The organism is Litoreibacter sp. GN1-5 (genome assembly GCF_055693805.1).
Map to the genome: position 1 here is coordinate 1,754,193 of NZ_JBVFUP010000001.1, position 25,697 is coordinate 1,779,889.

The window sequence follows — 25,697 nt, forward strand, 5'->3', positions numbered from 1 at the left end:
TGATGAGTTCGAGCTAGGCATCGGATTGGCTGAGACGGTTGTTTCTCCCGCACATTCGCAGTGTCGTCCAATTATGGTGATTCGATCGCTATCAATGTGAAGCCCGTCCAGTGCGATCATCGGTACTTTAGATCTTCAACCTGCCCCTGCTTAGGCTTATATCTCTGACGTGGATCTTGTGGTCGGTTTGAGATACCTATAGACAAAAGTTATTCAAATACCCGAACGAGGACGAATGCGTCATGAAGGCAATTGATCTATATTCTGGCGTGGGAGGTTGGTCCCTGGGCTTACGCCTCGCAGGGATAGAAGTTGTCGCATCATATGAGCGGTGGGGGCCCGCCAACGAAACAAATTTTAAGAACAACCGGCATCAAGCTCAGACCGTCGATATTAGAATGCTTTTGCCTCAAGACTTGCCTCAAGATATTGATATCATTGTAGGAAGTCCGCCGTGCACTCAATTTTCCTACTCAAACCGGGGAGGAAATGGAGACATCAAGGATGGTCTTCAAGATATCAAAAAATTCCTTTCATTCGTAGATCATCTGCAACCAAAATTCTGGGCGATGGAAAACGTGCCGAGAGCAGCGAAGGTAATATTTGAGGAGCTGAAGATTGGCGGGGAACTCGAGGAGTATTGTCATCTAGACATGACAATGAGCGTATTCAACATGGAAGACTTTGGACTTCCACAGCGGCGAAAACGTAGCATAATCGGAAATTTCGATTTCGATTTGTTGACCGAATATAGCAAGAATATCAAAGGCAGAAGTCTCAAGCAGATTGTATCTGCTCTGGAACTTGAGGAACCCGTTGATCCGATATACGGGATTTCACTAAGCAAAGATGAGATGATAGATCATGCTTACGAAACTCATCTGAATGAAGAGGAAGTGCGCATAAATCGATCAAATAAGGCGTTGCACCCAGTCTACAATCCGATGCCTTTCCCCGACTCGATGGACCGTAGTGTGCGAACGATTACTGCTACGTGCACAAGGGTTTCTCGAGAAAGTGTAATAATCGAGAACCCCTCGAATTCAGGACTGTTTAGAAGGCTTACTGTTCGAGAACGAGCGTCTCTACAGGGCTTTCCGATAACATTTCAATTCTATGGTGAGAGCTACAGTCAGAAGTTGAAAATGATCGGCAATGCCGTGCCGCCTTTGTTCTCGTTTTATGTTGGGCATAGTTTTCTAAAAACACCTGCGGACCCACTCCCAGAGGTTCGCAATGTCGCCAACAAGTTCATTCCCCCGGAACCGGCACCGAAAATTACCGTTCCAGACCAACCCGGAAGAAGCTACCCACTTGGCCGTAGCTTTAGATTTGCGATTCCCAGTTTACGGCTAAAAAGCGGTGTTCGATTTGAGCTTTCTAACAGGGGCAGAAACGGTGAGATAGAGTGGTCAGTTAAGTTCTTCTTCGGGACTTCAAAATCCATCCAAACCCTAGATCTAAGTGGAGATATTGCAACGAGTGTACTTAATGCCTTGAATGATGACGACTTATCCCTCATTTCCGTTTCCCTCTCTGAGTTGAAGGCAACGCTTCGTGTAGCGGACATAAAGAATATGCAAGCGTTGTGGACCCACCGTGGTCCGGGAGAGACGAGGGCTTTCATGCTACTTGACCTGTTAGATGACGCAGGTTCAGACGTCCGAAGGGCTCTCGATAATTCTGAGTTTGAATACGATGAACTTATAGAGAATGTATTGTTTGACCAGTTTGGCGAAAAAGTAGCTGATCTTCCAGGAATTCCAAAACTAGTTCGGAACTCAAATTTGATCTTAGCAGGGATGCTCGTCGGGGCGACAGCGAACGTCGCCATTCAAGAGCCTTATCACTCATGGCAAAAAATGAAGACTTCTAGTTAGTTTGAGTTGTTGAATGGAACTTTGTTGAACTCAAATGAATTTGCCACCTGCGCCACACCCGCATCCGCGCGGCTTCGGCTTCTTGCGGCACGCAACGGCTGACACGATCTGCGCGCCATAATCGATGAACTGCCCGGACCCGCTGACCAACAAATCGCCCATAGAGCTCAGCGCAGATGAGACCCGGGACGCCACGCATAACGCGCCCCGGCCCACGCGTTTCACCGCCTGCTGAGCAACCGCAATGGACCCGCCCGACAGGCCGGCATTCTGGCCGGTCGAGGTCAACCCGCTCGGGTCGCTCCAGTTGGCGGGGTCGTTCCAGGTGTAGGCGAACAGGTTGGTGTCGCCTGCTGCAAAGCCCAAGGGATCAGACTGGATGAACCGGCCCAGGACCGGGTCGTAGTGGCGGGCGCGGTAGTAATAGAGGCCCGTCTCCGGGTCATATTCCCGGCCTCAGGTCGATATTTTGTTAAATAGGTTCCAGACTCCAACCCACGCTGTCTTCATAAAAGTAGCACCAATTTTTGTCAGGTATGGGTTTCTCGTCAAGTTCTGATAGTTTGCTACGTAAGTGGCCGTATCCCACAGAATGTGCTTGCTCAGGGTCACAACCACATGTAATCGAAAAATCTCCATCATCGTCGCGTCCGACGAAAGTTGGTGCTACGCTTTTTCGGAATACGTGTGGACAGACAAACACTCTGAAGTTTTCTGGCAACTGCTCAAAATCCACTATCTCCTCCCGCTTTGCACTAGCCAACTGACAAAGTCCTTAGCACCTTTTCTCAGATTACAAGTTCTGCATGCGCTACAAACATTAAAGATGCTATTGACCCAAGAACGCCCACGAAACTTCGCTAATGATCTCTTATGATCAAATTGTCTACTATTCGGTTCCCCCGGGCTTGTTGTCATTATTTGATCACAATAGGTACAGCGGAGGTTTCCATTACAATCGGTAGCGGCTTGGTCTGACGCTTCTCGAACACCCTTGCGAATGTTGCCGCCACGTCGACTATTATGCGCCCACGCTTCCAGCTCTCCCGCAAAGTAGGTATGCGCCTCGGCGATTTCCAAGTTATGCACGCGGCGGGGGGTGTCGTCCACCTCAGCCACCAGCACCGTCAGCGGTTCTAGGTCAGCGTTGCGCACGATATCGCCGGCAACCAAGTCGCCTGCTTCTGTCCAGCCCGCGCCTTCCATGAACAGCGGATGTTCAGACGTGACGCCCATGCGGGTCGTCTCACCCGTTTCGTTCTCCAGCGTTAACCACAAAACGCCCGGAGCCGTTCGCGACATCACTGCTGTGACAGGGAACACGCCGGAGACGCCAGTCTCTTCGTTGCGCGCGACAACCATATCGCCCTCACGCAGGGTCTCAATGGCGACCTGGCCCGAAGGCGTCAGAACCTCGGTGCCTTCGGGGAAGGAGAAGCGGCTGCCTATTGCGCTTGCCACAGCAGCAATTGCGCCGAAACGACCCTTGCCACCTGCGCCACACCCGCATCCGCGCGGCTTCGGCTTCTTGCGGCAAGCAACGGCGGACACGATCTGCGCGCCGTAATCGATGAACTGCCCGGACCCGCTGACCAACAGATCGCCCATAGAGCTCAGCGCAGATGAGACCCGGGACGCCACGCACAGCGCGCCCCGACCCACGCGTTTCACCGCCTGCTGAGCAACCGCAATGGACCCGCCCGACAGGCCGGCATTCTGGCCGGTCGAGGTCAACCCGCTCGGGTCGCTCCAGTTCGCCGGGTCGTTCCAGGTGTAGGCGAAGAGGTTCGTGTCGCCGGCAGCAAAGCCCAAGGGATCGGACTGGATGAACCGGCCCAGGACCGGGTCGTAATGGCGGGCGCGGTAGTAGTAGAGGCCTGTTTCGGCATCAAACTCACGCCCCGTGAACCCGATATCCTGCAACAGCGCAGCACCCAAAGTCTGCTCCCGCTGGCCAAACGCATCGTACACATACCGCGCGGCCAGATCGCCCGTGACCTGCTCGGTCACCGCAATGATCGAGCCCTGACGGTCCGCATGCAGGTTATACGCGGTCCCGGCCCCCGGCGCAGTATCCGCACCATACGCCTCATAGCCGACAGGCTCATCAACTTGCTGACCGTGCAGCCAGCGCTTGGTCAACGTGCCGTTTTCAAAGTCCAGCAGGCGGTCATGGCCGGTGATATCGCGCAACGCCCCGACATCGTAGACATAGGCCGTCGTGTCCGCCCCAACCACCTTGGAGGTCCGCCGCCCGAAGGCGTCATAGGTGTAGCTGACCGTCTCGCCCGCAAGCGTGCTCACGGCAATCAGCTGGTTCATCGAGTTGTAGCTGTAGGTCTCAACCGCCCCGCCGGATTTGGCGGTCTTCGTCAGCCGATTGCCCTTCGCATCGTAGGTGTAGACATGGTCGGCATCCTCAAGCATGCGGTTGTGATCATCCACAACATAGCTGGCCGACAGGTGGCTTGCGGTCCGGTTGCCCTCCGCATCATAGGCGTAATCCTCGACCGGCAGCGGTGCGCCGCCATCCGCCGCAGGCACCCCTTCTGCAACCAGCAGCAGCCGGTTGATATCGTCATAGGCCAGACTGCGGGACCGCGACGCATCGTCCAGATCGCGGAGCAAAGACACAGCCCCGTCCGCCGCATAGGCATAGCCCGAGCGCGCGACAGAGGTGCTGTTCTGGAAATGCTCCAACTGCGCCAGCCTGTCCGAGGCATACCCCGCCAGCGTTTGCCGCCCGGTCTGGTTGGTCAGCTCGGTCCGCCGCCCGGCAGCGTCATATTCCATCGAGTGGACATCCCCCCAGGGGGCCGTGATCGAGGAAACCCGGCTTTTCTCGTCAAAGCCGTAGGTCCAGCTGCCGCCCATGCTGTCCGTGAGCGTGGTGCGTTGGCTGAGCGCATCATAGGTATAGCTGAGCGTCACCGCAGGCTGGGGCCCAACCGTGCCATCCGTCGTGGTGGTGGCAAGGCGATCACGGTTGTCATAGGTCATTGTGACCCGGCTGTCATCGTCCGCCACTTCCAGCAGGTTGCTCTCGGCGTCATAACCATAGCGCAGGGTATTGTCCTGCGTGGTGACAGTCAGACGGCGGGACAGCCCGTCATAGGTCGCAGTTTCCACCGCCCCGTCCTCGCGGGTGATCTGGATCAGGTTATCGCGCTTGTCATAAGCCATCGCGATGGTCTGGCCGATGGGGTTGGTACGCGCGATGCGCCGTTCCAGGAGGTCGAAGTTGAAGGTCGTGACATTGCCGCGCCCGTCGATCACCTGCGTCAGGTTATCCGATATGTCATACGTGAAGTCCGAGCTGTTGCCGACCCCGTCCACGCTCCGGATCATCCGACCCAGGATGTCATAGGTCCAGGTCTGTGTGATGCCTTCCGCATCCGTTTCCGACAGAACATCACCCGCGCCGTTGTAGACATAGGTCATGGTGCCGTAACCCGGGGAGGTCTCGGAAATCTGCTGGTTCACTTCGTCAAAGACATAGTCCGTGCGCAGCCCCGTCTCATCGACATAGGCGGTCATGTTGCCAAGGATGTCATATTCGTAGAACATCTTGCCGTCGATGCTGGTACCGCTGGCGTCCAGAACTTCTTCGGAGATAATGCGGTCTTCGATATCGTATTCACGAACATAGGTGCGCTGCTCGGGGCGGCCGAAAGCCTCGACAAGCTCAGTGACATTGCCACGATCATCATACACATGCTCGATCATAGTGTTGTCGGGCAGCGTAATGGTTTTGACGTTAAAATTCGGATAGTAGTCATAGAATGCCTGGAAACCGCGTTCGTCTGTGACCACTTCATACAGGCCAACGATGTTATACGCCCATTCCCGAACATTGTTTTCCGCATCGACCATGCGAACCAGATCGCCGAACTGATCGTATTCGTACGTTGTCACAAACCCATCGAAATCGGTGAACCGGGTGACATTGCTGAAGTCGGGCTCATATTCGTACAGGCGCTCCCGCTCCAGCACTGTGCCGGCAGCCATACGCAGTACCGTCATGTTCCCGCGCGGGTCATATTCCATTTCGTCGACACGGCGTGGCAAAGCCAGAATATTGCCTGGCACCACAATAGCTGCCGTCTGTGCGTGCGATTTGATCGAATACCAAGGATCGTCCAGAGCAGCTTTTTGTTCAGCCCCATTCTCCGTTGGGCGTTCAATTCGGGTGACAAGATTATCCGCGTTGCGGGTGTAGAAAGTAAAGCGACCGATAGGATCTATGGTTTCGACGATTGCGCCGAAGCTATTGGTGCGAACCTGCGTCACGCCGCCCCGCTCGTCAGTATGGGTCGAAACCCGATTCTCGGGGGTCACGAAACTCAGCGGCTGAGGCGTGTTATTGAGGTCCTCAATTCCCAGGGTTGCCGCCGCCTGGGTCGTAATCTGCGCACCGTTTGGATACAGCGTGCCAGCATAGGATCCGACCGATGTATAGCTATGCTCAGTCGTATTGCCGCGTTGATCTGTGACTGCGACCAAGCGGCCCTTTTCGTCATATCGATACCGGACGTTGCCAGTGTCGGGGTCCGTGACGCCCGCAAGCTGACCGGTTTCCGATATGTCGAACTCGGTGACGCGCCCGTCCGGGTAAGTAATGGACTCCAGTTGACCATTTCCGGCATAGGCGAAAGTCATGACCCCGCCCGCCTGATCCGTCGTCGTCAGCAGCCTGCCTTCTGCGTCATAGCTGAACTCCCGACGGTTTCCTCTCGTATCAACCTCAGCAGTCTGGAGACCATCGGCATTGAATTCGACGATATTGCCGTCTTTATAGCGCCGCTCCCAACCGCCATTGCCCAGCTTGATCAGGGCAGAGAATTCGCCAGGACCTGGCAGGTATGTCAGATTTTCAGGGGTTGTGGAAAATTCAATCGTGACCGAGAATCTTTGTGCGGAAATCAGTTCCAGCGCATCGTCTTGATCCAGATCAGCCGCTCTCAGGAAGAACATTCCATAGTCAAGAGTGCTGCGTTCTGGCGGCTGGAAGGTGCCGTCACCGTTGCCCTTGAAAACTGTAATTCCCTCAAGGTCACTACGAATAATATCCTGATGCCGATCACCATTGACATCGAGTGCAAAAACAAATCCTGCCGATTTGAATATCTGATCTGGGAAACTTGCAACACGATTTCTGGGGCCAAAGCTACGGCCATCTTCGTTCAGAAAGACATCCAGAATAGGAGGTACACCTGTGTTGGGTCCACCACATCTGAGTGTTTGTTCCTGATTGCTGATCACGATATCAAGCAGACCATCTTCATTGAAATCTGCCAGATCGGTAAAGTCGCCTAATGGGTATTCCAGATCGCAAGACAGCCTCCCACGTCTAGGAGGATCATATTCGACAAAATCTCTGTTGCCTTCATTGAACCTGAAGCGATGCCGGAATATCGTCCGCATACTAAAATCAACCAGACCATCGTTATCGATATCTTCCGCGCGAATTTGGGTCAGCTGACCACTACCAAAACGTCTTCTGTAAGTGTCCAATTCTTGGCCGTTTTCATCGCGATAATCGATTGTGATCTGGTCATCGAACCCGAATGCATCTAGCGCTGAAAGGGCGACAGCAACGTCGTCAAAGCCGTTATTGTCAAAATCAGCAACTTCCAAATCCCTGACCAACGACCCGCTACGATAGGCGAAGCGCTCTTCAACCGAGAAGGTGCCATCCCCATTATTGATCAGATAACCAAAAGTCGCTTGTAATTGCGTAGCATAAGCAAGATCCATCAATCCGTCGTTATTGACATCAATGGGGACTACGTCGCGTATATTCGGGGCGTAGCTGCCTTCGTCGGGAACATCATTTGGGTCTGCAACCTCGACAAATTCACCGAGTTGAAAATCCCGACCGCCAAAATTGTAAATGAAGCCGACACGACCAGTGCCTGAATCTCCAAAGGCCACATCATCAAAACCATTGCCATCATAATCTGCTATTGCCAAGCCCTGCACGCCGACGGCAGGGAAGACGAGCCTTGCGTCTTCGTCGAACTCTGTGAAGCTTTTCTCTGGGTCGAAAGTCGCCACGCTGTCATCATCGATGATCGCGACCGAGCCATCATTATTCTGGACCAGCTCTTGCAACCCGTCGATGGACCAGCCCTGACCATAGGGGCTGTCAGTCTTGTTCTGGACATAGGCCTCGCCGTCAAAACTGGCAACAACTGTAGAACACGCGTATTCAGCCTTGGTGGTGTAGCGGTAATCATAGCGACCTGACGTCAATCCGGTGGCATCAAACGGGGTTGATTGACGCAAAGTAACCGCCTCACCCAAAAGCGCAGGGGTACTGCCATCAGCGCCTTGGCGGGGCGACCAGGCAGGCGTATTCGCAGATGATAAACCGCCCAGCGACACCACAGAACTCAACTGCTCTGGCAGGCCCGCAGTGTCTGCTACCGTAACATCGCCAGCGACGATAATAGTCGGATCGGCAGAAGCCGAATTGTAGCTCAGCGCCATCTTTTGGGACTGACTAAAGGCCTGATAACTGCTTAGTTCAAAAGTCTCCGACAGATTGCCTTCGAACAGCGAGAGTGTCTTGTTCCCTGTGGGTTGATCAGCAGATGCAGTAATTCTTGGCTGTTGCGGCAAGACGGTGAACAACGCTCGACCTTGGCCTATGAACGCGTTCTGAAGGCTAACAGCGCTTGCATCGCTCAAGACGGTGGCACGTCCCGTTTGGGTAAAGCGTCCAAGCCGATCTTGGGACAACCAGACATTGGCAACGGCACCGCCAGGCAGGTTGTCGACATTTGGCGCGCTGATCTGCACGCCTTGTGTGAACACTGCGCCGGGGGCATCCAGAGCGTAGATGTTGCAGGCCTGGGTGTGGACCGGCAGGCCGGGATGTTCAAAGAGCTGTGGCAGTGAGCCGAGGCAGACCTCACCGGTATAAGCACCACCCGCGATGCTCTCGATCGTATCCGCAGCGATGGTGACCCTAACCCCCGATGTAGCCCCGGTCAGCACCGTTTGCACACCTGCCACAACTGGTGCGCAGCTGTCATTGAGGGCCGTCAGCAGGAAGGCTGGCTCCAGATCACGGGTTTGGTTTGCGGTGATGCGGATATCACGCGCGTCCGAGCTGTAACCGCCCGGGCCACCATCGGCGGATGGCTCTATCAGCACAACGTCGCGTGTGCCACTCAGCCCTTCAAAGCTGAAGCTGCCATCAGCTTCGGTGAGTGTCGTCAAGGCCGCATCGCGCAGGCGGACCGGGATATTTGCCAAGGGCGTCTCGACTCCATTGGCAAAATCAGTCGCATCCAGCACGCGGCCCGTGATTGCCGTGTCCCCAAGTGTAGCCGGGATCACTTCGATGGTGATGGTTTGTTCATCCGTTAACACAGTGTCCGAGGCACCAAGGGTCAGGACATAGCTGCCCTCCTGACCTTCCTGAGGCCGGAAGCGCAGCACACCCGTCTCGGCATTTAGCGTCATGCCAGCGGGCAGTGGCAAAGGCCGAGCATAAAAGCTGGGGATATCGCCGCCTGTATCCGTGGCGTCCAGATCCAATGTCAGTTCCAGGCCCACCTCGACGGTGTAAGTGTCCTGCAGCGCGGCCAGTACGGGGGGCGTATTCGACCCGCCGACCGTGATCTCAAGCGTGGCTATGCCCTGCGTCAGCCCGTCAGAGACGGTGACTTGCACGGTGTATTGCCCCGCAGCATCGGGGGTGAAGTTTGCATCGCCGGTGGTGTTCAGGGCGGTAATGTTGGCAGTGCTGCCTGTCGGGGCACTGGCCATGGCGAAGATGTAGCTCAGCGTGTCGCCATCGGGGTCGGTTGACCCGGCAGCGCTCAGGGCAAGCTCGGTGCCGACCGCTGCTGTCGTGGCGCCGCTCAGGGCTGCGACTGGCGCGCGGTTGGGCACCTCCAGCGTCACATTTGTGGGTGGGCTGCTGACCAGGCCGTCAGTAACCGTTAACTCGAACGTATAGCTGCCTTGGCTATCCGGCGTGAAGCTGGCCGTCGGGCCGAACGGGTCGGGGATAGTCGCCGTGGACCCGGTCGGACGCGCCGTGATGACCCAGTTATAGCTCAGCGCATCGCTGTCAGGATCGAACGAGCCGGTGCCGTCCAGCGCCGCAACCGCGCCGACAAAGACCGGGCTGGTGATTGTCGCCACTGCTGTGGGTGCAGAGTTCGTGACCTCAAGCACGATCACCACGGGCTCAGCCGCTAATGTCGCATCCTGTGCGGCCAGTTGGATCAGATAAAACCCTGGGCGATCCGGCACAAAGCTGAGCGTGTCCCCTGCCCGCACCTGCACATCCGGATTTGCCGGATCAATCACCGCAGCACTGTCGTCGGGCCGGGCAATCAGCGCCCAGCCATAGCTCAGCGTATCGCCATTCAGATCAGACGCATAATCAGCGGCATCAAGCGCAACCGCCTGCCCGCCAGAGCTGTTCAGCGCAGCCCCTCGCAGCATGACAGGGCGCAGGTTGCCTGTGCCAACAAATACCGTATCGGGCAAGGATACGCCGCCCGCATCAGACACTACAAGCTGCGAGACGGTGGATAGGAAAGCACCCTGATCCTCTGCCAACGTCAGCTCTGGCAAAGCCAGCGCGGCATCATTCAAAACACCCGGTGCGGCGCCCGTCAGACCCGTCACACCCCAAGTATAGCCGGGCGCCATAGCTTGCGATAGTGTGCCATCCAGTTGCGCCACACCCGCAGCGTTTGCCAAGGCGTCACGCCCGACCTCGGCCACTGGCAGCGGACTACCAGTCTTGATCACATAGGTCGCAGGAACCGAGGCCGTCTGGTCGTCGCGTGCGATCAGCTGCACCACATAAAGCCCCTCGACATCCGGCGTCAGCGCCACGCTTGGGCCCGTCCCCGCGATGGTTGCCAGGCTACCCGCCGGGGCCGAAATCAGCGCCCAGTCATGACTAATCAGATCGCCATCTAGATCATAACTTTGCGTCCCGTCCAGCGCCTGCGCGCTGCCCACGGCAAACGCACCGCTGCTGTCAATCCGCGCCACAGGACGCAGGTTCGCCGCAGGATCCGTGCTGATCAGCACCTGATCCGCACCACTGCGCGACCCATCCGACACAGACAGCGCCACAAGATATTCGCCCACCGTATCCGGGGTCACGGCGCTCAGGCCATCGGCTGTACCCGCATCAATCACAGCCGCACCACCCGCAGGCGCAACAGCTACCCGCAGCACAGGCGTCAGCACATCCACATCCACATCCGTGCTCTGGTGCCCGTCCAGCACCAGCGCCGTCCCAACAGCCCCGCGCAACTGGTCAAACCGGGCTGACGCCACAGGCCCGACAGAGCGTTCAACCGCGCCGCCCTCATCAGCCGTAGGCAATTGCCCCAGCCAGGACCGCTGGTGCAGCTCACCATTGGTCAACTGTACATCGCGCGCAATTACAGAGCCCTCAGACGACCCGGAGAACCCCGTCATCCGCGCATAGGGTGCCAGAATATGACCCATGATCACAGAATTGACGTCGATTGAGGTCGCCTCGTAGAAGTTCCAGATCACGTTCTCGGCCGAACCTGTGCCCCCCAACGGGTTCATCTGGAACCGCCCGGATATGCCCGAGACATTGATGATCACCGTCTCGGACTGGCTGACATCAATGGAATAGCCACCGGTCTGCAAATCCTGCATCCGTGCCTCAACAATGCGGGTGTTCGGACCAAACACAGCCTCAGACGCTACTGCATTCGGGGCACCGCCAAAGCGCTTGTGGTTCTGATCCTGAAGCTGCGCCCGCTCTCCCGTCAGGCTCGCCAGAAACGCTGATTGCGCCTTGAACAGATCAAAATCGAACACTGGCAGATCCGTCGCATTCTCGACGAGAACCCCGTTATTGACGTTGGACTGAACCCGCACCCCAGAGATCTTCGCCACATCGCCCGGCGTCAGATTGATGTTGGAGTTCTGCAGATCGCCGTCGATATACAACTCGTCAAATGCCAGACCATCGGTCTGTGGGCGGAAGCCAAACTGGCCATTGGTCTGTGTGACGGTCGAGCCAATATAGGTCCGCCCTTCCACTTCCTGACGGCCAAAAAACTGCTCTGACACAAGGTTGAACGTGCCCAGCGTCGCCTGCACATCAAGGGTATCAGACGGGTCTTCGCCCGTGACATCAAACTCAAATATCGCAGGCACCGAGACAGCACCATTCGCATCCGTGACGTTTAGCGCCAGCTCAAAGAACCCCGTGCCCTCATAGCTTACCTCCGAGATCGGGGCTGCAGGATCGGCAAAGGACACGTTCGACCCATCCGGGGCCGAGATAACCGACCACGCATAGCTCAGTGCATCGCCATCCACATCGTAGGACGCGGCACCATCCAGCACCAGTTCCAGCGCGTCGGGCAAGCCACGGCCCCGCACCCGGGCCACAGGGGCCGTATTGTCGGTGCTGATCTGAAGCTCGGTCGTGTGCAGAGGGGTCGCAGCGCTGGCATCCGTTGCATCAAACAGCTCAAGCCGGGCCACATAGGTCCCCACCACATCAATCGTCACACGCGGGCGCAAAGCATCCGCTGCGCTGAACTCCGCCACGCTGAGCGCCGGCCGCGAGACCCAGCTCCAAACCGGGCGCAGCGTCGTTACACCATTGGTCACAAACCCATCCGTTGGGTCCAGAACAACCGTCTGCCCAATCACCGTGGCAATCGGCGTCGAAACACCAACAAAACCAGAATCAAGAGCTTGAGAATTTGCAGAGAATGAACAAAGCGAAAAAACCACCGCCAACGACAGGCGGGACATAAATGAAGACACGAAATTCCCCTCAGAAATACACTATAACAAAACCGTGATGCATAATCATCGCATCAAACCAAAGAGCCAGGCAACTCATTAATTAACCCAAAACACGAAACAATCCGTTTCTAAAAATAGTTAACAGCAGAAAAACAAAACAATAAAGCTGTTTAGAGGTTAACGACTATAGTTTGATGCCCTTATCGCCAAAGCCAACCGCGCCTCCCCCAAATGCAAACTTCATGCGATCTGCACATATTATTGCCACCTCGCAAAATAGTCTCGAAAATCGAAACAAAACCATACGGCATCTAGACGCGATTGATTCGACCAATTCTCTCGCTAACGCGCGCTGTCAGCACCGTCGTATAGCTAGAAGGCAAGCTTCAGGATCAAGAGCCAATCAAGTTCACTAAACGTTCCTCGTTAGCGTTACACAGCGAACAAACCTTGCAATAACGCCTAATATCTCGATTGAATGGCCTCTGTGGATGGCTCCTGCATTGCAAGACATTTTTGACGTTTATTGCGGCGTTTAATCAGTACAGTCGTCTGTCCGGCCTGTTCATGTGGTGATCTGCCACTGGCCTTGATGATTTCCGCAAGCGAGGTTCCAATCGGCTTCACGGCCTCTGTGGATGGCTCCTGCATTGCAAGACATTTTTGACGTTTATTGCGGCGTTTAATCAGTACAGTCGTCTGTCCGGCCTGTTCATGTGGTGATCTGCCACTGGCCTTGATGATTTCCGCAAGCGAGGTTCCAATCGGCTTCACGGCCTTCGAGGGCCAACGTCATTCCCGGAGTGTCCTCGCTCTTGGTTGACTTAGTCCGCATCATCACGTCATGCGCCTTGCATCTCTGGCAGGTGTCCCGATCAGGTGACCGGCTGCCGGTAATTCTCCTGTCTCGTCAACATTGCCCAGATCACGCGCGCGGTTTTGTTTGCCATGGCAACTGTTGCAAGTCGAACCGGCTTTCCAGCGAGCATCCTCGCTGTCCAGATATCGACTTTCTCGGGATGGAGTTTTGCCATCAATGCGCGCGATGTCATGCCAACGATAAGAAGTTTCCTGAGGTAATGATCACCTTTCTTGGTAATCCGCCCAAGCCTCTCTTTGCCGCCACTGGACTTGTTGAGCGGGGTTAAGCCCAGCCAAGCGGCCAGATCTCGTCCGGTTTTGAACTGTTTGGCGTCGCCGACGGTCGCCACGATGGCCGACGCCGTAATTGGACCAATCCCAGGCACCTGCATCAGTCGGCGTGCGTTGGCATCTCGCCGAGCATGGCTCTCGATCAACTTGGAAAAGCCTTCAATTCGGGCGCTGAGCCCAAGGAGTTGATAACACAAGGTGCCGAGAACCCCGTTCGCCAGTTCGGGAATTTTAGGTTGATCACCGTCCAGGTGGCTTTTGGAAAAGCGGGCCACAGCCTCAACCCCGGTTGGGAGAACATAGCCAAACTCACGCAGCATCCCCCGTATCATGTTTGAGACCTGGGTTCTCTGGCGGACGATGAGTTCGCGCGTGCGGTGGGCGGTCAAAAGAGCTGGCTGGTCTTCGGTCTTGATCTCAACAAATCTCATCGTCGGGCGGCCAACCGCTTCGCAGATTGCCTCTGCATCCACTGCGTCGGTCTTTCCGCGTTTGACATATGGCTTGACGTAAGTTGCTGGCATCAAACGGACATCGTGCCCTAACTTGCGAAGTTCACGGCCCCAATGATGGGCCGAACCGCAGGCTTCCATACCGACCACACAAGGCGGTAGGCCCTCAAAGAACTCTAACAGTTTTGCGCGTTTGATCTTCTTGTTGAAGACCTTGTCGCCAGTCACAGAAACTCCGTGAACCTGAAAAACATTCTTGGCCAGATCCAGTCCTATGGTTTTTACTTGCATTGGGTGGCTCCTCTCAAAAGCAGATTTCGACACCTGCATTATGGCGCATTGCGACGCCGGGTGGAGCAGGAGCCATCCACTTCATCCGCTTTGGGCCGGACATGCGGTGATAGTCGCGCATACTTTGCAAATTTGCAGTGTCTGCTTTCTGCGCATAGCAGCCATTAGAGAGAAACGCAGCATCGGTGAGTCAGGGCTCTCCTGACACCTTCGTTGCATCTGGACTAGGCTGCGTGCCACATTCCTGCTTGGTAAACGACGGTTGGACGCTTTCCACACTTCATTTTCAGAAAATATCCACGGGGTTTGGGGCAGTCAGCCCCATTTTTTATGCAAAATCGTCCCCAGACGGTCAGTATCTGCAATCATCGGGATAGTTGAAAAAGTTACCCCGGGTAACTTTTTAGGGTTTGCGCTCGGTCTAGTGCAGGACTGATTGGGCAGAATGTCTTGCTTTGCGGCATACAAGGGGTAGATTCCGGCTGGACGTACCTCGTCAAACAGCCGCTGTTCGAACCGTCGGCTCTATCGACCCCTTCACCGTACTCTCTGCAAACGTCTGCTTTTAGGTTTGGTCATAGTCGTGACAGAAGGGTCAAAACATCTATCGCTCCATAGCTTCATCTTCGAAAAATATCCATGGGGTTTGGGGCAGTCAGCCCCATTTTCCATGCGAAACTCTCGCCAAACGGCAACCATTTACAATCATCGGCAAAGTTTAAAATGTTACCCCGGGTAACTTTTTAAGTTGGTGCTGGGTCTAGGGCGGGTAACTTTTTAAGTTGGTGCTGGGTCTAGGGCAGGATAGGCTTAGCGCCAGCATTGTAGCACAGATTGATCATGGCAGAAAAATCAGAAGTCGTCAGAGCGCGTGTTTCCAAAACTGCAAAAGCTCGGTTCGAGGCTGTTGCAGCGGAAAACGGTCTGTCGCCGTCTGATTTTCTGCGGTTGATGATTGATCAAGTGACCGAGGGCATTGAGCCGACGATAAGCTCAAAGCCCAAATCACGGCGGAAGGCCAAGCTGACGGTGAGGTTGCCAGTTGATGTGGCCGATAACTTGGTGGTTGATGCAAAGGAGCAGGGTGTGACGACATCGACTTGGGCGGCGTCTATATTGATGGCCAAGTTTCGTCATGCGCCACAGCCAGTGAAGTCTCAAAGGAGTGCAATTCAGAGATCGTTTCGGCAGCTTCAAGGTATGGCCACCAACACTAACCAGATGGCCACGTTGATGAACCGTGGTGTGTTTACTGATAGTGATTATACGCCAACTCGTAAGGAACTTTCGGAATTGCGAGAAGGCATTGCCGAACTGCGCGGCGATCTTTGCCAATTCGCAGGTGGTCAGTATAAAATACAAATGGTGAAGAGCTTGGAAGACGAACGATTATGAGAAGCCAGTAGGTTTTCAGAACCTCCGAAGTCTTAGGAGAGGCTCCTAGAAGAGCGCATACATAAATGCGCTACCGGATAATATCTTGCAGTTTCTAGTAGCTGTTATACGGGGCTGACTGCCCCAAACCCCGTGGATATTTCCCGAAGATGAAGTGTAAAACGTCAGATAGCTTGGACCTTCCGTCATGACATTGACCCAAGGGCCCTTGGTGAGGTTTGTGGTTAGCGAAGTGCATAGGAGGAATTCATATAGCTGAGAATCTGATTGTTCATATGTCAGAACGTCGCCTTGCAAACTGAACGGATACAACGAACCGAGCGACGCCGCCCGACGCTCAATTTCTCCGATTATCTGCGAAGATGCGTTGTCTATCGCAGTTTTATGGGATTGCCATGCAGCTTCGTCCAACCCATCTTGACTACCGGCAGTCTCAGAGAGATCACACACCCGGTAAATGGCGGACATTACGCATGAGTTACGCGACCCGTCTCGCATCAGCAGTTTGTCTGGTGTAGGTGGCTGGGATGGTAGGATTCGAACCTACGATACACTGTACCAAAAACAGTTGCCTTACCACTTGGCTACATCCCAACAGTGATGGGTGATTTAGTGTGCCATCGCTTGTGCTGCAAGTCAAAAATCACGTCTTGTGGCTTGAAACGCGTCGGATTAAGGCCTCGGTATGGATGCAGACGTTGTAATATTGGGTGCTGGTGCCGCTGGGATGATGTGCGCGATCGAGGCCGGACGGCGCAGCAGGCGGGTTATCCTTCTGGATCATGCGCGCAAAGCTGGCGAAAAGATTCGTATTTCGGGCGGCGGGCGGTGTAATTTTACCAACCTCAACATTCAGCCAGAGCGGTTTTTGTCACAAAACCCGCGCTTCGCGCTGTCTGCGTTGAAACGCTATACACAATGGGATTTCATTGCGATGATAGATGCCGCAGGCATTCCGTGGCACGAAAAGACGCTTGGCCAGTTATTTTGCGATAGATCCGCGAAGGATGTTATTGCGATGCTGCTGGATCATATGACGCAGGCTGGGGTCGATCTGCGGCTTGGCGTGTCAATCGACACGGTGCAGAACAAACAGAACGGTTTTGCACTTGCGACAAACCAAGGAGAGTTGACCGCAAGGTCAGTTGTTATTGCAACAGGTGGCAAATCCATCCCGAAGATGGGGGCGACAGGCTTTGGCTACAGGATTGCAGAGCAATTCGGCCTACCGCTTGTTGAGACACGCCCTGCCCTTGTCCCACTGACCTTTGCACAGCAGGACTTGCAGCCGATCAGTGAACTGTCCGGCATATCCGTGCCAGCGCGGGTCAGTTGCGGAAAGGCGCAATTCGAGGAAGGGCTGCTGTTTACCCACCGAGGGCTATCTGGGCCGTCTGTGTTGCAAATATCGTCATATTGGCAGGATGGCGATGCAATTACGGTCGATCTACACGCCACAGCAAATCTGATCCCGCGCCTGAAAGAGCACCGACAAGCCTCGGGCAAAATCTCGGTCAAGAACGCGTTGGCGATGCACATGCCCGAAAAGCTGGCAGCGTTTTTGACAACCCGCGCAGGTATCAACGGCAATTTGGCAGATCAATCCAACGCTGCGTTGGACCAGTTGGGCGAAGTCGTGCATAGCTGGTCGATCAAACCGGTTGGGCCCGAAGGATATCGCACGGCCGAGGTTACATTGGGCGGCGTTGACACAAACGCCCTGAACGCCCGCACGATGGAGGTGCGCAACGTCCCGGGTCTCTATTTCATTGGCGAGGTCGTGGATGTCACAGGCTGGCTGGGCGGCTACAATTTTCAGTGGGCATGGTCATCAGGTTGGGCAGCAGGTCAGGTTTGCTAGACCTTCATTCCGCTAGACCCGGCATGGGTTTTCCTTTGCCAGACGGTCAAATGCCATAAGACCTGAGATAAGCGCATCCATTTCATCAAGTGGGATCATGTTCGGCCCATCTGATGGGGCCGTATCAGGTTCCTGATGCGTCTCGATAAACACGCCTGCAATGCCAAGGGACACGGCAGCACGGGCCATAACCGGGGCAAATTCTCTTTGCCCGCCAGATGAGCCGCCCTGCCCGCCCGGTTGCTGGACAGAATGGGTAGCATCCATGATAACCGGATAACCGGTCTTTGCCATGGTCGGCAGGCTGCGGAAATCGGCGACAAGGGTATTATAGCCAAACGATGCGCCACGCTCGGTCAGAAGGATCCGCTCATTACCGGTCGAGGCAACCTTATCAGCCACATTGGGCATATCCCACGGGGCCAGGAACTGGCCTTTCTTCACATTGACCACGGCCCCTGTTTGCCCCGCAGCCAACAGAAGGTCGGTCTGACGGCACAAAAAGGCAGGGATTTGCAGAATATCCGCCACCTCAGCCGCTGGTGCACAATGATCAGCCCCATGCACATCCGTCAGAACAGGGCACCCGATCTGCTTCTTGACCTCGCCAAGAATGCGCAGACCTTCCTGCATACCCAAACCGCGTTTGCCCTGTAGCGATGTGCGGTTGGCTTTGTCGTAAGATGCTTTGAAGACATAGGACGCGCCTGCCCGCGCACAAACAGCAGCCATCTCGGTCGCAATCATCAGCGCATGATCAAGCGACTCAAGCTGGCACGGGCCCGCAATGACAGTCAGAGGCAGATCATTTCCAACACTGATTTTGCCGATTTCAACAGTTTTCATGGGTATATCAGACCTGTTCCCGGAGGATTGAAATTGTCAGCGACACCATCAGGTAGATTCCCGAGAAGATCAAGAACGCAAGAACCGTATTTTCAAACGCACGTGGGTATGTTGGTTCATCCGGGGCCACGGGGCTGACACCAACGGAAAGGTAGCGCACCTGTCGATTTGCTTCCAGCCGGGCGGCTTCGAATTGCGCTTCTGCCTGCGCAAGCAAGGCCTGACGGGTTTCCAACTCGGCCTGTGCGACCATCAGCTCCCCGGTTACACGCGCCAATGATCCCGAGGTCGTGCTACTTTGGGTCAACTGCGCCCGTTTCTCAGCTATGAGCGTTTCCAATTCGCGGATGCGGTTCTGTGACGCCGTTACTTTGGACTGGTTAGGCCGTGCATTTTGCAAAAAGGTCTGTAAAGACAGACGTTCAGTCAGCACTTCTGTCTCTAGCGTGGTAATCTGGGACATCACCGCCTGAATTTCGCTTTCCGGGCTCAGAACGCCAAGCTTTTCCTGAATGTCGACGATCCGCTTTTGCGCTGTGATCATTTTGTCATTGGCTTCCTGTCGGCTTCTCTCGGCTCCATCCATCTGATCGTTGCGCAGACGAGCGGTCAGTTGATCGACCTGTTGCTCAGCGTATTCGATCAACTTTTTCGAGAAATTCGCACTTGTTTCAGGATCAGCCGCGATCACATCCATCTTAATGATGCCTTCGGTCGGATCAAACCCGATCCTGACATGTTTCTTGAAAAGCTTGTAGGCCTCTTCATTAGTCGCGTCTGTTTCGATGCGCTGGATAGGATCAATATCCGACTGACTGAAATGCGACTTGAAGCCTTCATCCGCATCCAGGCGCAGCATCGCATCGCGGGACTGTAAATAACCCTGAACAGTGATCGAATCCTGCGCATTTGCAAGACCTGTACCAGAGAAAAGCCCCGACAGTTGCCCACCGGCTGCGGCATCAGCCTTCTGGATCAGAAATTCTGATTTCGTCTCATACATCGGCGTTGCGACTGTATAATAGTAATATCCGGCCAAAGCTGTCGGCAGGAACACGAAGAACAGCAACCGCGTGAAAAGCAATGCAGCCCGGCCACGGCGGCGACGGGCAATATCGCGCTGGATCTTGCGAACATCGCTGGCGCGCTTGTCTTCAGAGATCACGTCAGCCGAGATGGCACCGGGGCGTGACGGAACAGTCTGGGGCAGCAGAGTGGGCTGACCTGCCTTAGCGTCAGAGGCCACCAGATCAATCATGTTTGAGCGTTTGAAAGGGTCAATCCCCTGCTCGCGCAGCAAGCGGACCGCATCGTAATCTGATGCAGGTTTAAGCCCCTGTTTCTGCGCCACGCGGCGGGCCATGCGCAATTGTCGGCCTGTCAGGCCTTCACGTTTTATGGCCTCAAGAACTTCACTATCTTCAGGCTCCACAGCCCCCGCGTTGGAATCCTTCGGATCACCGGTCTGAAATGTCAGATCGCCAAACCCGTCATCGGTGTTGAACAGCGGTTCATCCGGCGTATTCGTCTTGGACGCCGGATCAAAAGGCCCGGCGTTCGCGCCCAGACTGGCCTTGCGGCGCAGGCGAAATTTGCGTGCTTTAGGTTTGGTAATCATAAAGCCTTTTCGCCTCTTCTAGGGTATCAAACATATGGAGCTGGCCATTCTTCAAAACACCTGCCGATCTGCAAAACCGCTCTAACGTACTGGCCTGATGGGATACAACAACAACGGTCGCATCTCTCAAACGGTCCTTGAGGATAGAGCCCGCCTTTCGGTTGAACTCGGCATCTGTGGTGGCAGGCATCCCCTCATCGATCAGATAGATATCGAACTCCAGAGCCAATAATAAGGCAAAGGAAAGACGCGCCCGCATCCCTTGGCTATATGTGCCAACGGGCATGTCGAAATATTCCTCCAATCCACAGAGATAACGGCAAAACGCTTCGATATAATCCGGATCAAGCCCGTAAAGGCGGGCAATATAGCGGCAATTCTCAACGGCCGTGTGTCGCGTAACCACCCCCCCATAAAACCCAGCGGAAATGATATGCGGCTGGTGCGCAAAATCTGACCCTCATCTGGTTTTTCCAGCCCAGCCATCATATTCACAAGCGTGGTCTTACCCGTGCCATTGGGCGCAAGTATCCCGATAGAATGGCCCAGCTCGACCCGAAAGGACGCGCGATCAAGGATCACCTTGCGCTGCGTGCCAGTCCAGAAGGACTTGCTGACCTCTTGAAACTCTATCATCAGGTGCGCTCTACCCTCGGGTTTTTGTTGCCGACCCGTTGCACAGGCGTTGGTTATCCCGTCCAACGCGCGTTGGGTGTGCAGTATGCCGTACCAATCGTGGACAATTCAACGATATTTGCATGAACAAGCGGTAAATCAAGGCAAATTGCCCTGCATGTCAGTCATACAGCGTGTCACCAAAGCCTAGCCATGTTGCTTTTCAACCCGCAGCAGCTTGCCTGCCGCAAGCGCGATCAGCGCCGCGACAGAGCTGAACAACGCGCCCATTTTGGCGGCCTCCTGCACAAGACCCGGTTCAAACGCGACAGAGGCCACAAACAGCGACACGGTGAACCCGATGGCGGCCACACACCCGATGACAATAAGGTCCACCATCCGCATATCTTGCGGCATACCAAACCCCAGGGGTCGAGCGGCAAACCAACCAAAGATCAGAATGCCAACAGGTTTGCCAATGATCAGCCCCGCCAGCACAAGCCAGGTCGCATCACCCATGGACGAGAGCTCAACACCAGCATTCAGAAGACCGAAAAAGAACAGAACAATCTCGACGGGATGTTTCAGCGCATGTTCAATCTGGTTCAGAAGGTCGGTCAAATATTGCTCTGCCTCGCTGAAAATGCCAAAGGCCCGGTCCGCATGGGGAATGGTCGGCACAATCGGCAACAGACCAAGCACCGGATGCAAGCCGCTTCTAGCAAAACCGTACCAGCTTAGAGCGGCTGCAATCAGATAAGGAACAAAGCTCAACTTTGTACGTACCCAAGTCGAGACAGGCCGTGCCTGATTACCCCGGTCCATCTTGCGTGGCAGCCAGTTGAATAAGAGAAAAACGCCGATTGCAGCGCCAAGCGACAACAAAAGCCACTGCGGATCCACCTCGCCCGAGGGGTAGAATACCGCCAGAATGACCAGACCGGCCGCATCATCCGCGATGGCCAAAAGCAACAGAAAGCGCACCGCCGGATGACCGGCCCCAAAAACCATCCTTCCCACAAGATAAGAAAACGCGATATCCGTCGCCGTCGGAACCGCCCAGCCATTCGCCACGGCATCGTAGGTGTCAGATCCCATCAACGCGGCCAGCCCCAGATAGATGATAATTGGACCAATCATCCCCCCCGCGGTTGCAAACAGAGGCGTGGCTGCCTTCTTGCCACGCAGAGAGCCATTTTTCAGGATAACGGCTTCCCAAACCTCTTTGCCCGCAATGGCAAAGAAGAACGCCATCAGAATGTCATTAACCAGATAACGCAGGCTCACCACCTTGGTGACATCCCCGATCTCAACCGCCTCATACCCCTCGCCATAGGATTGGGCCCAATGGTAATAATCCAGCCCGATCAGATCGCTAAACCACAAAGGGTATTCAGCAAAATGGTGATAACTATGCGGGTCGGCATTTACCCAAACCAGCGCAATCAGCGCGCCAATGATCAGCAAAAGAGAATAGGTCGTAATGAAATCCCAGACGCGATACATGGCCCACCCGATGATCAGATCATTTCAACGGGCAATAGAGTATGCAACAAGGCGGAGCAAGTATCGCAAAATCTCATCAAGTAATTCCGCAACATCCCTTGTGTCTAACGTCAGCGCTTATGAGACCATACGCGCAACGCATCACTTAAACCTGCCAGAAAGGCGCCCGAATGGCTTTGTGCATGCCTCAGAATATTTGTCATCCACAACTGATCCTGAGGGGAATCTAGAGCTGGGTCCTTGTCATCCAGCAGTTCGGGGACGAATTGAAAAAAGCGATCCAGGTCTACTCGTTCGATGTACTGATTAACGGCAAAAAGTGCGTCGAGCTGAGAAACAACATTGACGTTGCCGTAGCGAGCGACAGGTGCGTCATCAAGAGCCAACAATTCATCCCGAATTCGCTTGACATCGTTATCTTCAAATTCACCAAGTAGCTGAAGAAGCGTATCGTCATCCATGTTCTCGCGTTCGATCCCAGAGCCTGCCAAAGCGAAGGGAAGAATTCGTTTTGCCGAAGCCCGATTACGCGCCTAAGGAGAGCGCCTAACATCAGGATCACCCAACAGATGACAGCGTAAGACAGGTCTCGAATGTCCAATCTGTATTGCGAGATCTTCGGCATCGTCCCGCACGAAACCCACTATTTCTAGCTCGAACCGAAAAGTATCAGTTGGAACACGCGAAGGTAGCAAGGCTTCTGTCACATACAAGCGCCCCTTTGGATATGGTACTAACCAAAATAGATCGAAATTTAATCAGTTAACAACTGTCCAAAAATTTATAAACTCTGAAATTTGGCATAAGCGACGAAAGACGTTTAGCCACTTGTAAAATTTGGGGTCAAACGCAGTGATTACTTCCAAGTCTTGAGATAAAGTTGCAAATTTGATGTCAAAAACGGGCATCTCGCTGTCAATAGACTGCACATTACGTGTCATTCCACAACCACCATTATCGCCCTCAACTACACTTGCTATGCCCACAGCTCCCGCAGGTCATGCAGCCTTCCACCATTCGCATTTCATATTGCCCGCAGCTTGGACAAGCAGGGCCGCGACCTGTGCCCAGATTGACCACCTCTGACTGAGGGTCCGCTTTTAGTCCCATACCTTCGCCTGCGATGAAGCCTGTCGCAATCATATGTTTTTCGATCACCCCACCAATTGCTGCCAGAATGGAGGGGATATATTTCCCCTGCATCCACGCCCCGCCGCGCGGGTCAAAGACCGCCTTCAATTCCTCCACCACAAATGACACGTCGCCACCGCGTCGGAACACGGCCGAGATCATCCGCGTCAGAGCCACGGTCCAGGCGAAATGCTCCATATTCTTGGAGTTGATAAACACCTCAAATGGCCTGCGATGCCCGTTCAAAACGATGTCGTTGATTGTGATATAAAGCGCATGTTCACTATCTGGCCATTTGACCTTGTAGGTCTGCCCATCCAGCTCACCAGGGCGATCCAGAGGTTCGGACATATAGATCACATCAGCACCTGTTTCGGCTTCGGCCACGGTCTCAGAGCCTTCAGAGACCGACAGAACCGACCCTGTGACAGCATTGGGGCGATATGTCGTGCACCCTTTGCAGCCCTGATCCCAGGCGGCCATATAGACGTCCTTGAATTCATCAAAACTGATATCTTCCGGGCAGTTGATCGTCTTGGAAATCGAGCTGTCCACCCATTTCTGCGCGGCGGCCTGCATGCGCACATGTTCCAGCGGGGCAAGTGTTTGTGCATTGACGAAATAGTCGGGCAGCTCCGCATCACCGAATTTTTCGTGCCACATCTGGACGGCGTAATCGACCACCTCTTCCTCGGTGCGCGATCCATCCTTTTGCAGAACCTTACGTTTATAAGCATAGGCAAAAACGGGCTCAATCCCGCTTGAGACATTGCCAGCATATAAAGAAATCGTTCCCGTAGGGGCGATTGAGGTCAGCAGGGCGTTCCTGATCCCATGTTCCCGGATTGCCTCACGCACATCCTCATCCATATCCGCCATCGCCCCGCTTGCAAGGTATGCATCGGCGTCAAACAGCGGAAAAGCACCCTTTTCCTTGGCCAAATCGACCGACGCCAGATACGCGGCGCGGGCGATGGCGTGCAACCATTGCTCGGTCAGACGCGCCGCCTCCTCCGAGCCATAGGACAAACCTACCATCAAAAGCGCATCCGCCAGCCCAGTGACGCCCAGCCCGACCCGCCGCTTGGCCTGCGCTTCTCGCGCTTGCGCCTCCAGCGGAAAGCGGGATGCATCAACAACGTTGTCCATCATCCGCACAGCGACCCGAACCAGTTGATCCAGTTCGTTCATGTCCAGCTGCGCATGCCCCTCAAACGGATCAATCACCAGCCGCGTCAAATTGATCGACCCCAGAAGACAAGCCCCATATGGCGGCAGAGGCTGCTCACCACAAGGGTTTGTTGCCGCAATGATTTCGCAATAATTCAGATTGTTGGCGGCATTGATCCGGTCGATGAAAATTACGCCAGGCTCTGCGAATTCAAAAGTGCTTTGCATAATCTTGTTCCACAGATCACGCGCCTCGACCGTGTGATAAACCTTACCATCAAAGATCAAATCCCACGTCTCATTCCCCTTCACAGCCTCCATGAATGCATCTGTCACCAGAACCGAGATATTGAACATCCGCAGCCGCGCAGCGTCTTTTTGGCGGTGATAAACTCTTCAATATCAGGATGATCGCAACGCATCGTGGCCATCATCGCCCCCCTGCGAGAGCCCGCAGACATAATTGTGCGGCACATTGCATCCCACACATCCATGAAGGAAAGAGGCCCCGATGCATCGGCGGCAACGCCCTTCACACCCGCACCTTTCGGGCGGATTGTCGAGAAGTCGTAACCAATGCCCCCGCCCTGCTGCATGGTCAGCGCTGCCTCTTTGAGCATCTCAAAAATACCGCCCATCGAGTCGGGTATTGTGCCCATGACAAAGCAGTTAAACAAAGTGACCGACCGCTCGGTCCCTGCGCCGGCCGTAATCCGACCCGCTGGCAGATATTTGAAATCTGCAAGTGCCTCGTAAAACGTCTCTTCCCACTGCGCTGGATCTGTCTCGACAGCAGCCAAGGCACGTGCAATCCGACGCCAACTATCTTCGACAGTGACATCAATCGGCGTGCCATCCGCCTGTTTGAAGCGGTATTTCATATCCCAGATTTGCTCGGCAATGGGGGCAGCGAAACGGCTCATAGCACAATCCTGATAAAATTCGGCGGAAATTTAAGGTAGTCTCGCATACGTTTTACGTCAACGAAAACATAAAAC

10 protein-coding genes, 1 tRNA gene and 3 pseudogenes are annotated in these 25,697 nt (G+C 54.6%); 3 read left to right on the plus strand and 11 right to left on the minus strand.

Annotation, left to right across the window (positions count from 1 at the left end):
• Positions 1-242 precede the first annotated feature (242 nt).
• The gene (locus ACZ1HF_RS09015; protein ID WP_472657178.1) at positions 243-1,880 is read left to right on the plus strand and encodes a DNA cytosine methyltransferase; all 1,638 of its coding nucleotides are present in this window, start codon (positions 243-245) and stop codon (positions 1,878-1,880) included.
• A gap of 30 nt (positions 1,881-1,910) precedes the next feature.
• On the opposite strand, the pseudogene ACZ1HF_RS09020 reads toward ACZ1HF_RS09015, so the two are convergent.
• The 4 genes and pseudogenes from ACZ1HF_RS09020 to ACZ1HF_RS09035 form a co-directional block, all read right to left on the minus strand.
• Positions 1,911-2,324 (minus strand): annotated as a pseudogene (locus ACZ1HF_RS09020) (RHS repeat-associated core domain-containing protein); the annotation flags it as partial.
• A 291-nt stretch (positions 2,325-2,615) separates the two neighbouring features.
• The gene (locus tag ACZ1HF_RS09025) at positions 2,616-12,680 is read right to left on the minus strand and encodes a collagen-binding domain-containing protein (protein ID WP_472657180.1); all 10,065 of its coding nucleotides are present in this window, start codon (positions 12,678-12,680) and stop codon (positions 2,616-2,618) included.
• Positions 12,681-13,124: 444 nt separating this feature from the next.
• Positions 13,125-13,436 carry a hypothetical protein gene (locus tag ACZ1HF_RS09030; RefSeq protein ID WP_472657181.1) on the minus strand — a complete coding sequence of 104 codons (312 nt, stop codon included), beginning with the start codon at positions 13,434-13,436 and terminating at the stop codon, positions 13,125-13,127.
• Between the two features lie 101 nt (positions 13,437-13,537).
• Positions 13,538-14,557, minus strand: a complete 1,020-nt coding sequence (locus ACZ1HF_RS09035; RefSeq protein ID WP_472655593.1) for an IS110 family RNA-guided transposase — start codon at positions 14,555-14,557, stop codon at positions 13,538-13,540.
• An 840-nt stretch (positions 14,558-15,397) separates the two neighbouring features.
• On the opposite strand from ACZ1HF_RS09035, the gene ACZ1HF_RS09040 reads away from it, so the two are divergent.
• On the plus strand, positions 15,398-15,952 hold the full coding sequence (locus ACZ1HF_RS09040) for a type II toxin-antitoxin system RelB/DinJ family antitoxin (RefSeq protein ID WP_472657182.1): 555 nt from the start codon (positions 15,398-15,400) through the stop codon (positions 15,950-15,952).
• 519 nt (positions 15,953-16,471) lie between these two features.
• On the opposite strand, the gene ACZ1HF_RS09045 is transcribed toward ACZ1HF_RS09040, so the two are convergent.
• A tRNA-Gln gene (locus ACZ1HF_RS09045) sits at positions 16,472-16,546 on the minus strand.
• Between the two features lie 91 nt (positions 16,547-16,637).
• On the opposite strand from ACZ1HF_RS09045, the gene ACZ1HF_RS09050 reads away from it, so the two are divergent.
• Positions 16,638-17,813 carry a BaiN/RdsA family NAD(P)/FAD-dependent oxidoreductase gene (locus ACZ1HF_RS09050; RefSeq protein ID WP_472657183.1) on the plus strand — a complete coding sequence of 392 codons (1,176 nt, stop codon included), beginning with the start codon at positions 16,638-16,640 and terminating at the stop codon, positions 17,811-17,813.
• Positions 17,814-17,825: 12 nt separating this feature from the next.
• Here ACZ1HF_RS09050 and kdsA read toward each other — a convergent pair whose 3' ends face one another.
• From kdsA to ACZ1HF_RS09080, 6 genes and pseudogenes are all read right to left on the minus strand, one after another.
• The gene (gene kdsA, locus ACZ1HF_RS09055; RefSeq protein WP_472657184.1) at positions 17,826-18,659 is read right to left on the minus strand and encodes a 3-deoxy-8-phosphooctulonate synthase; all 834 of its coding nucleotides are present in this window, start codon (positions 18,657-18,659) and stop codon (positions 17,826-17,828) included.
• Between the two features lie 7 nt (positions 18,660-18,666).
• Positions 18,667-20,277: a KpsE/RkpR family capsule polysaccharide export protein gene (locus tag ACZ1HF_RS09060; protein ID WP_472657185.1), complete on the minus strand. Its 1,611-nt coding sequence runs from the start codon at positions 20,275-20,277 to the stop codon at positions 18,667-18,669.
• A pseudogene (locus ACZ1HF_RS09065) lies at positions 20,261-20,913 on the minus strand (ABC transporter ATP-binding protein). Before ACZ1HF_RS09065 ends, ACZ1HF_RS09060 begins: the two are co-directional and overlap by 17 nt.
• A 186-nt stretch (positions 20,914-21,099) precedes the next feature.
• A complete protein-coding gene (locus ACZ1HF_RS09070; RefSeq protein WP_472657186.1) occupies positions 21,100-22,398 on the minus strand; it encodes a Na+/H+ antiporter NhaA in 1,299 nt (432 codons plus the stop codon).
• 110 nt (positions 22,399-22,508) lie between these two features.
• Positions 22,509-22,859 carry a hypothetical protein gene (locus ACZ1HF_RS09075; RefSeq protein WP_472657187.1) on the minus strand — a complete coding sequence of 117 codons (351 nt, stop codon included), beginning with the start codon at positions 22,857-22,859 and terminating at the stop codon, positions 22,509-22,511.
• A 502-nt stretch (positions 22,860-23,361) separates the two neighbouring features.
• Positions 23,362-25,622, minus strand: a pseudogene (locus tag ACZ1HF_RS09080) (adenosylcobalamin-dependent ribonucleoside-diphosphate reductase).
• Between the last annotated feature and the right edge of the window lie 75 nt (positions 25,623-25,697).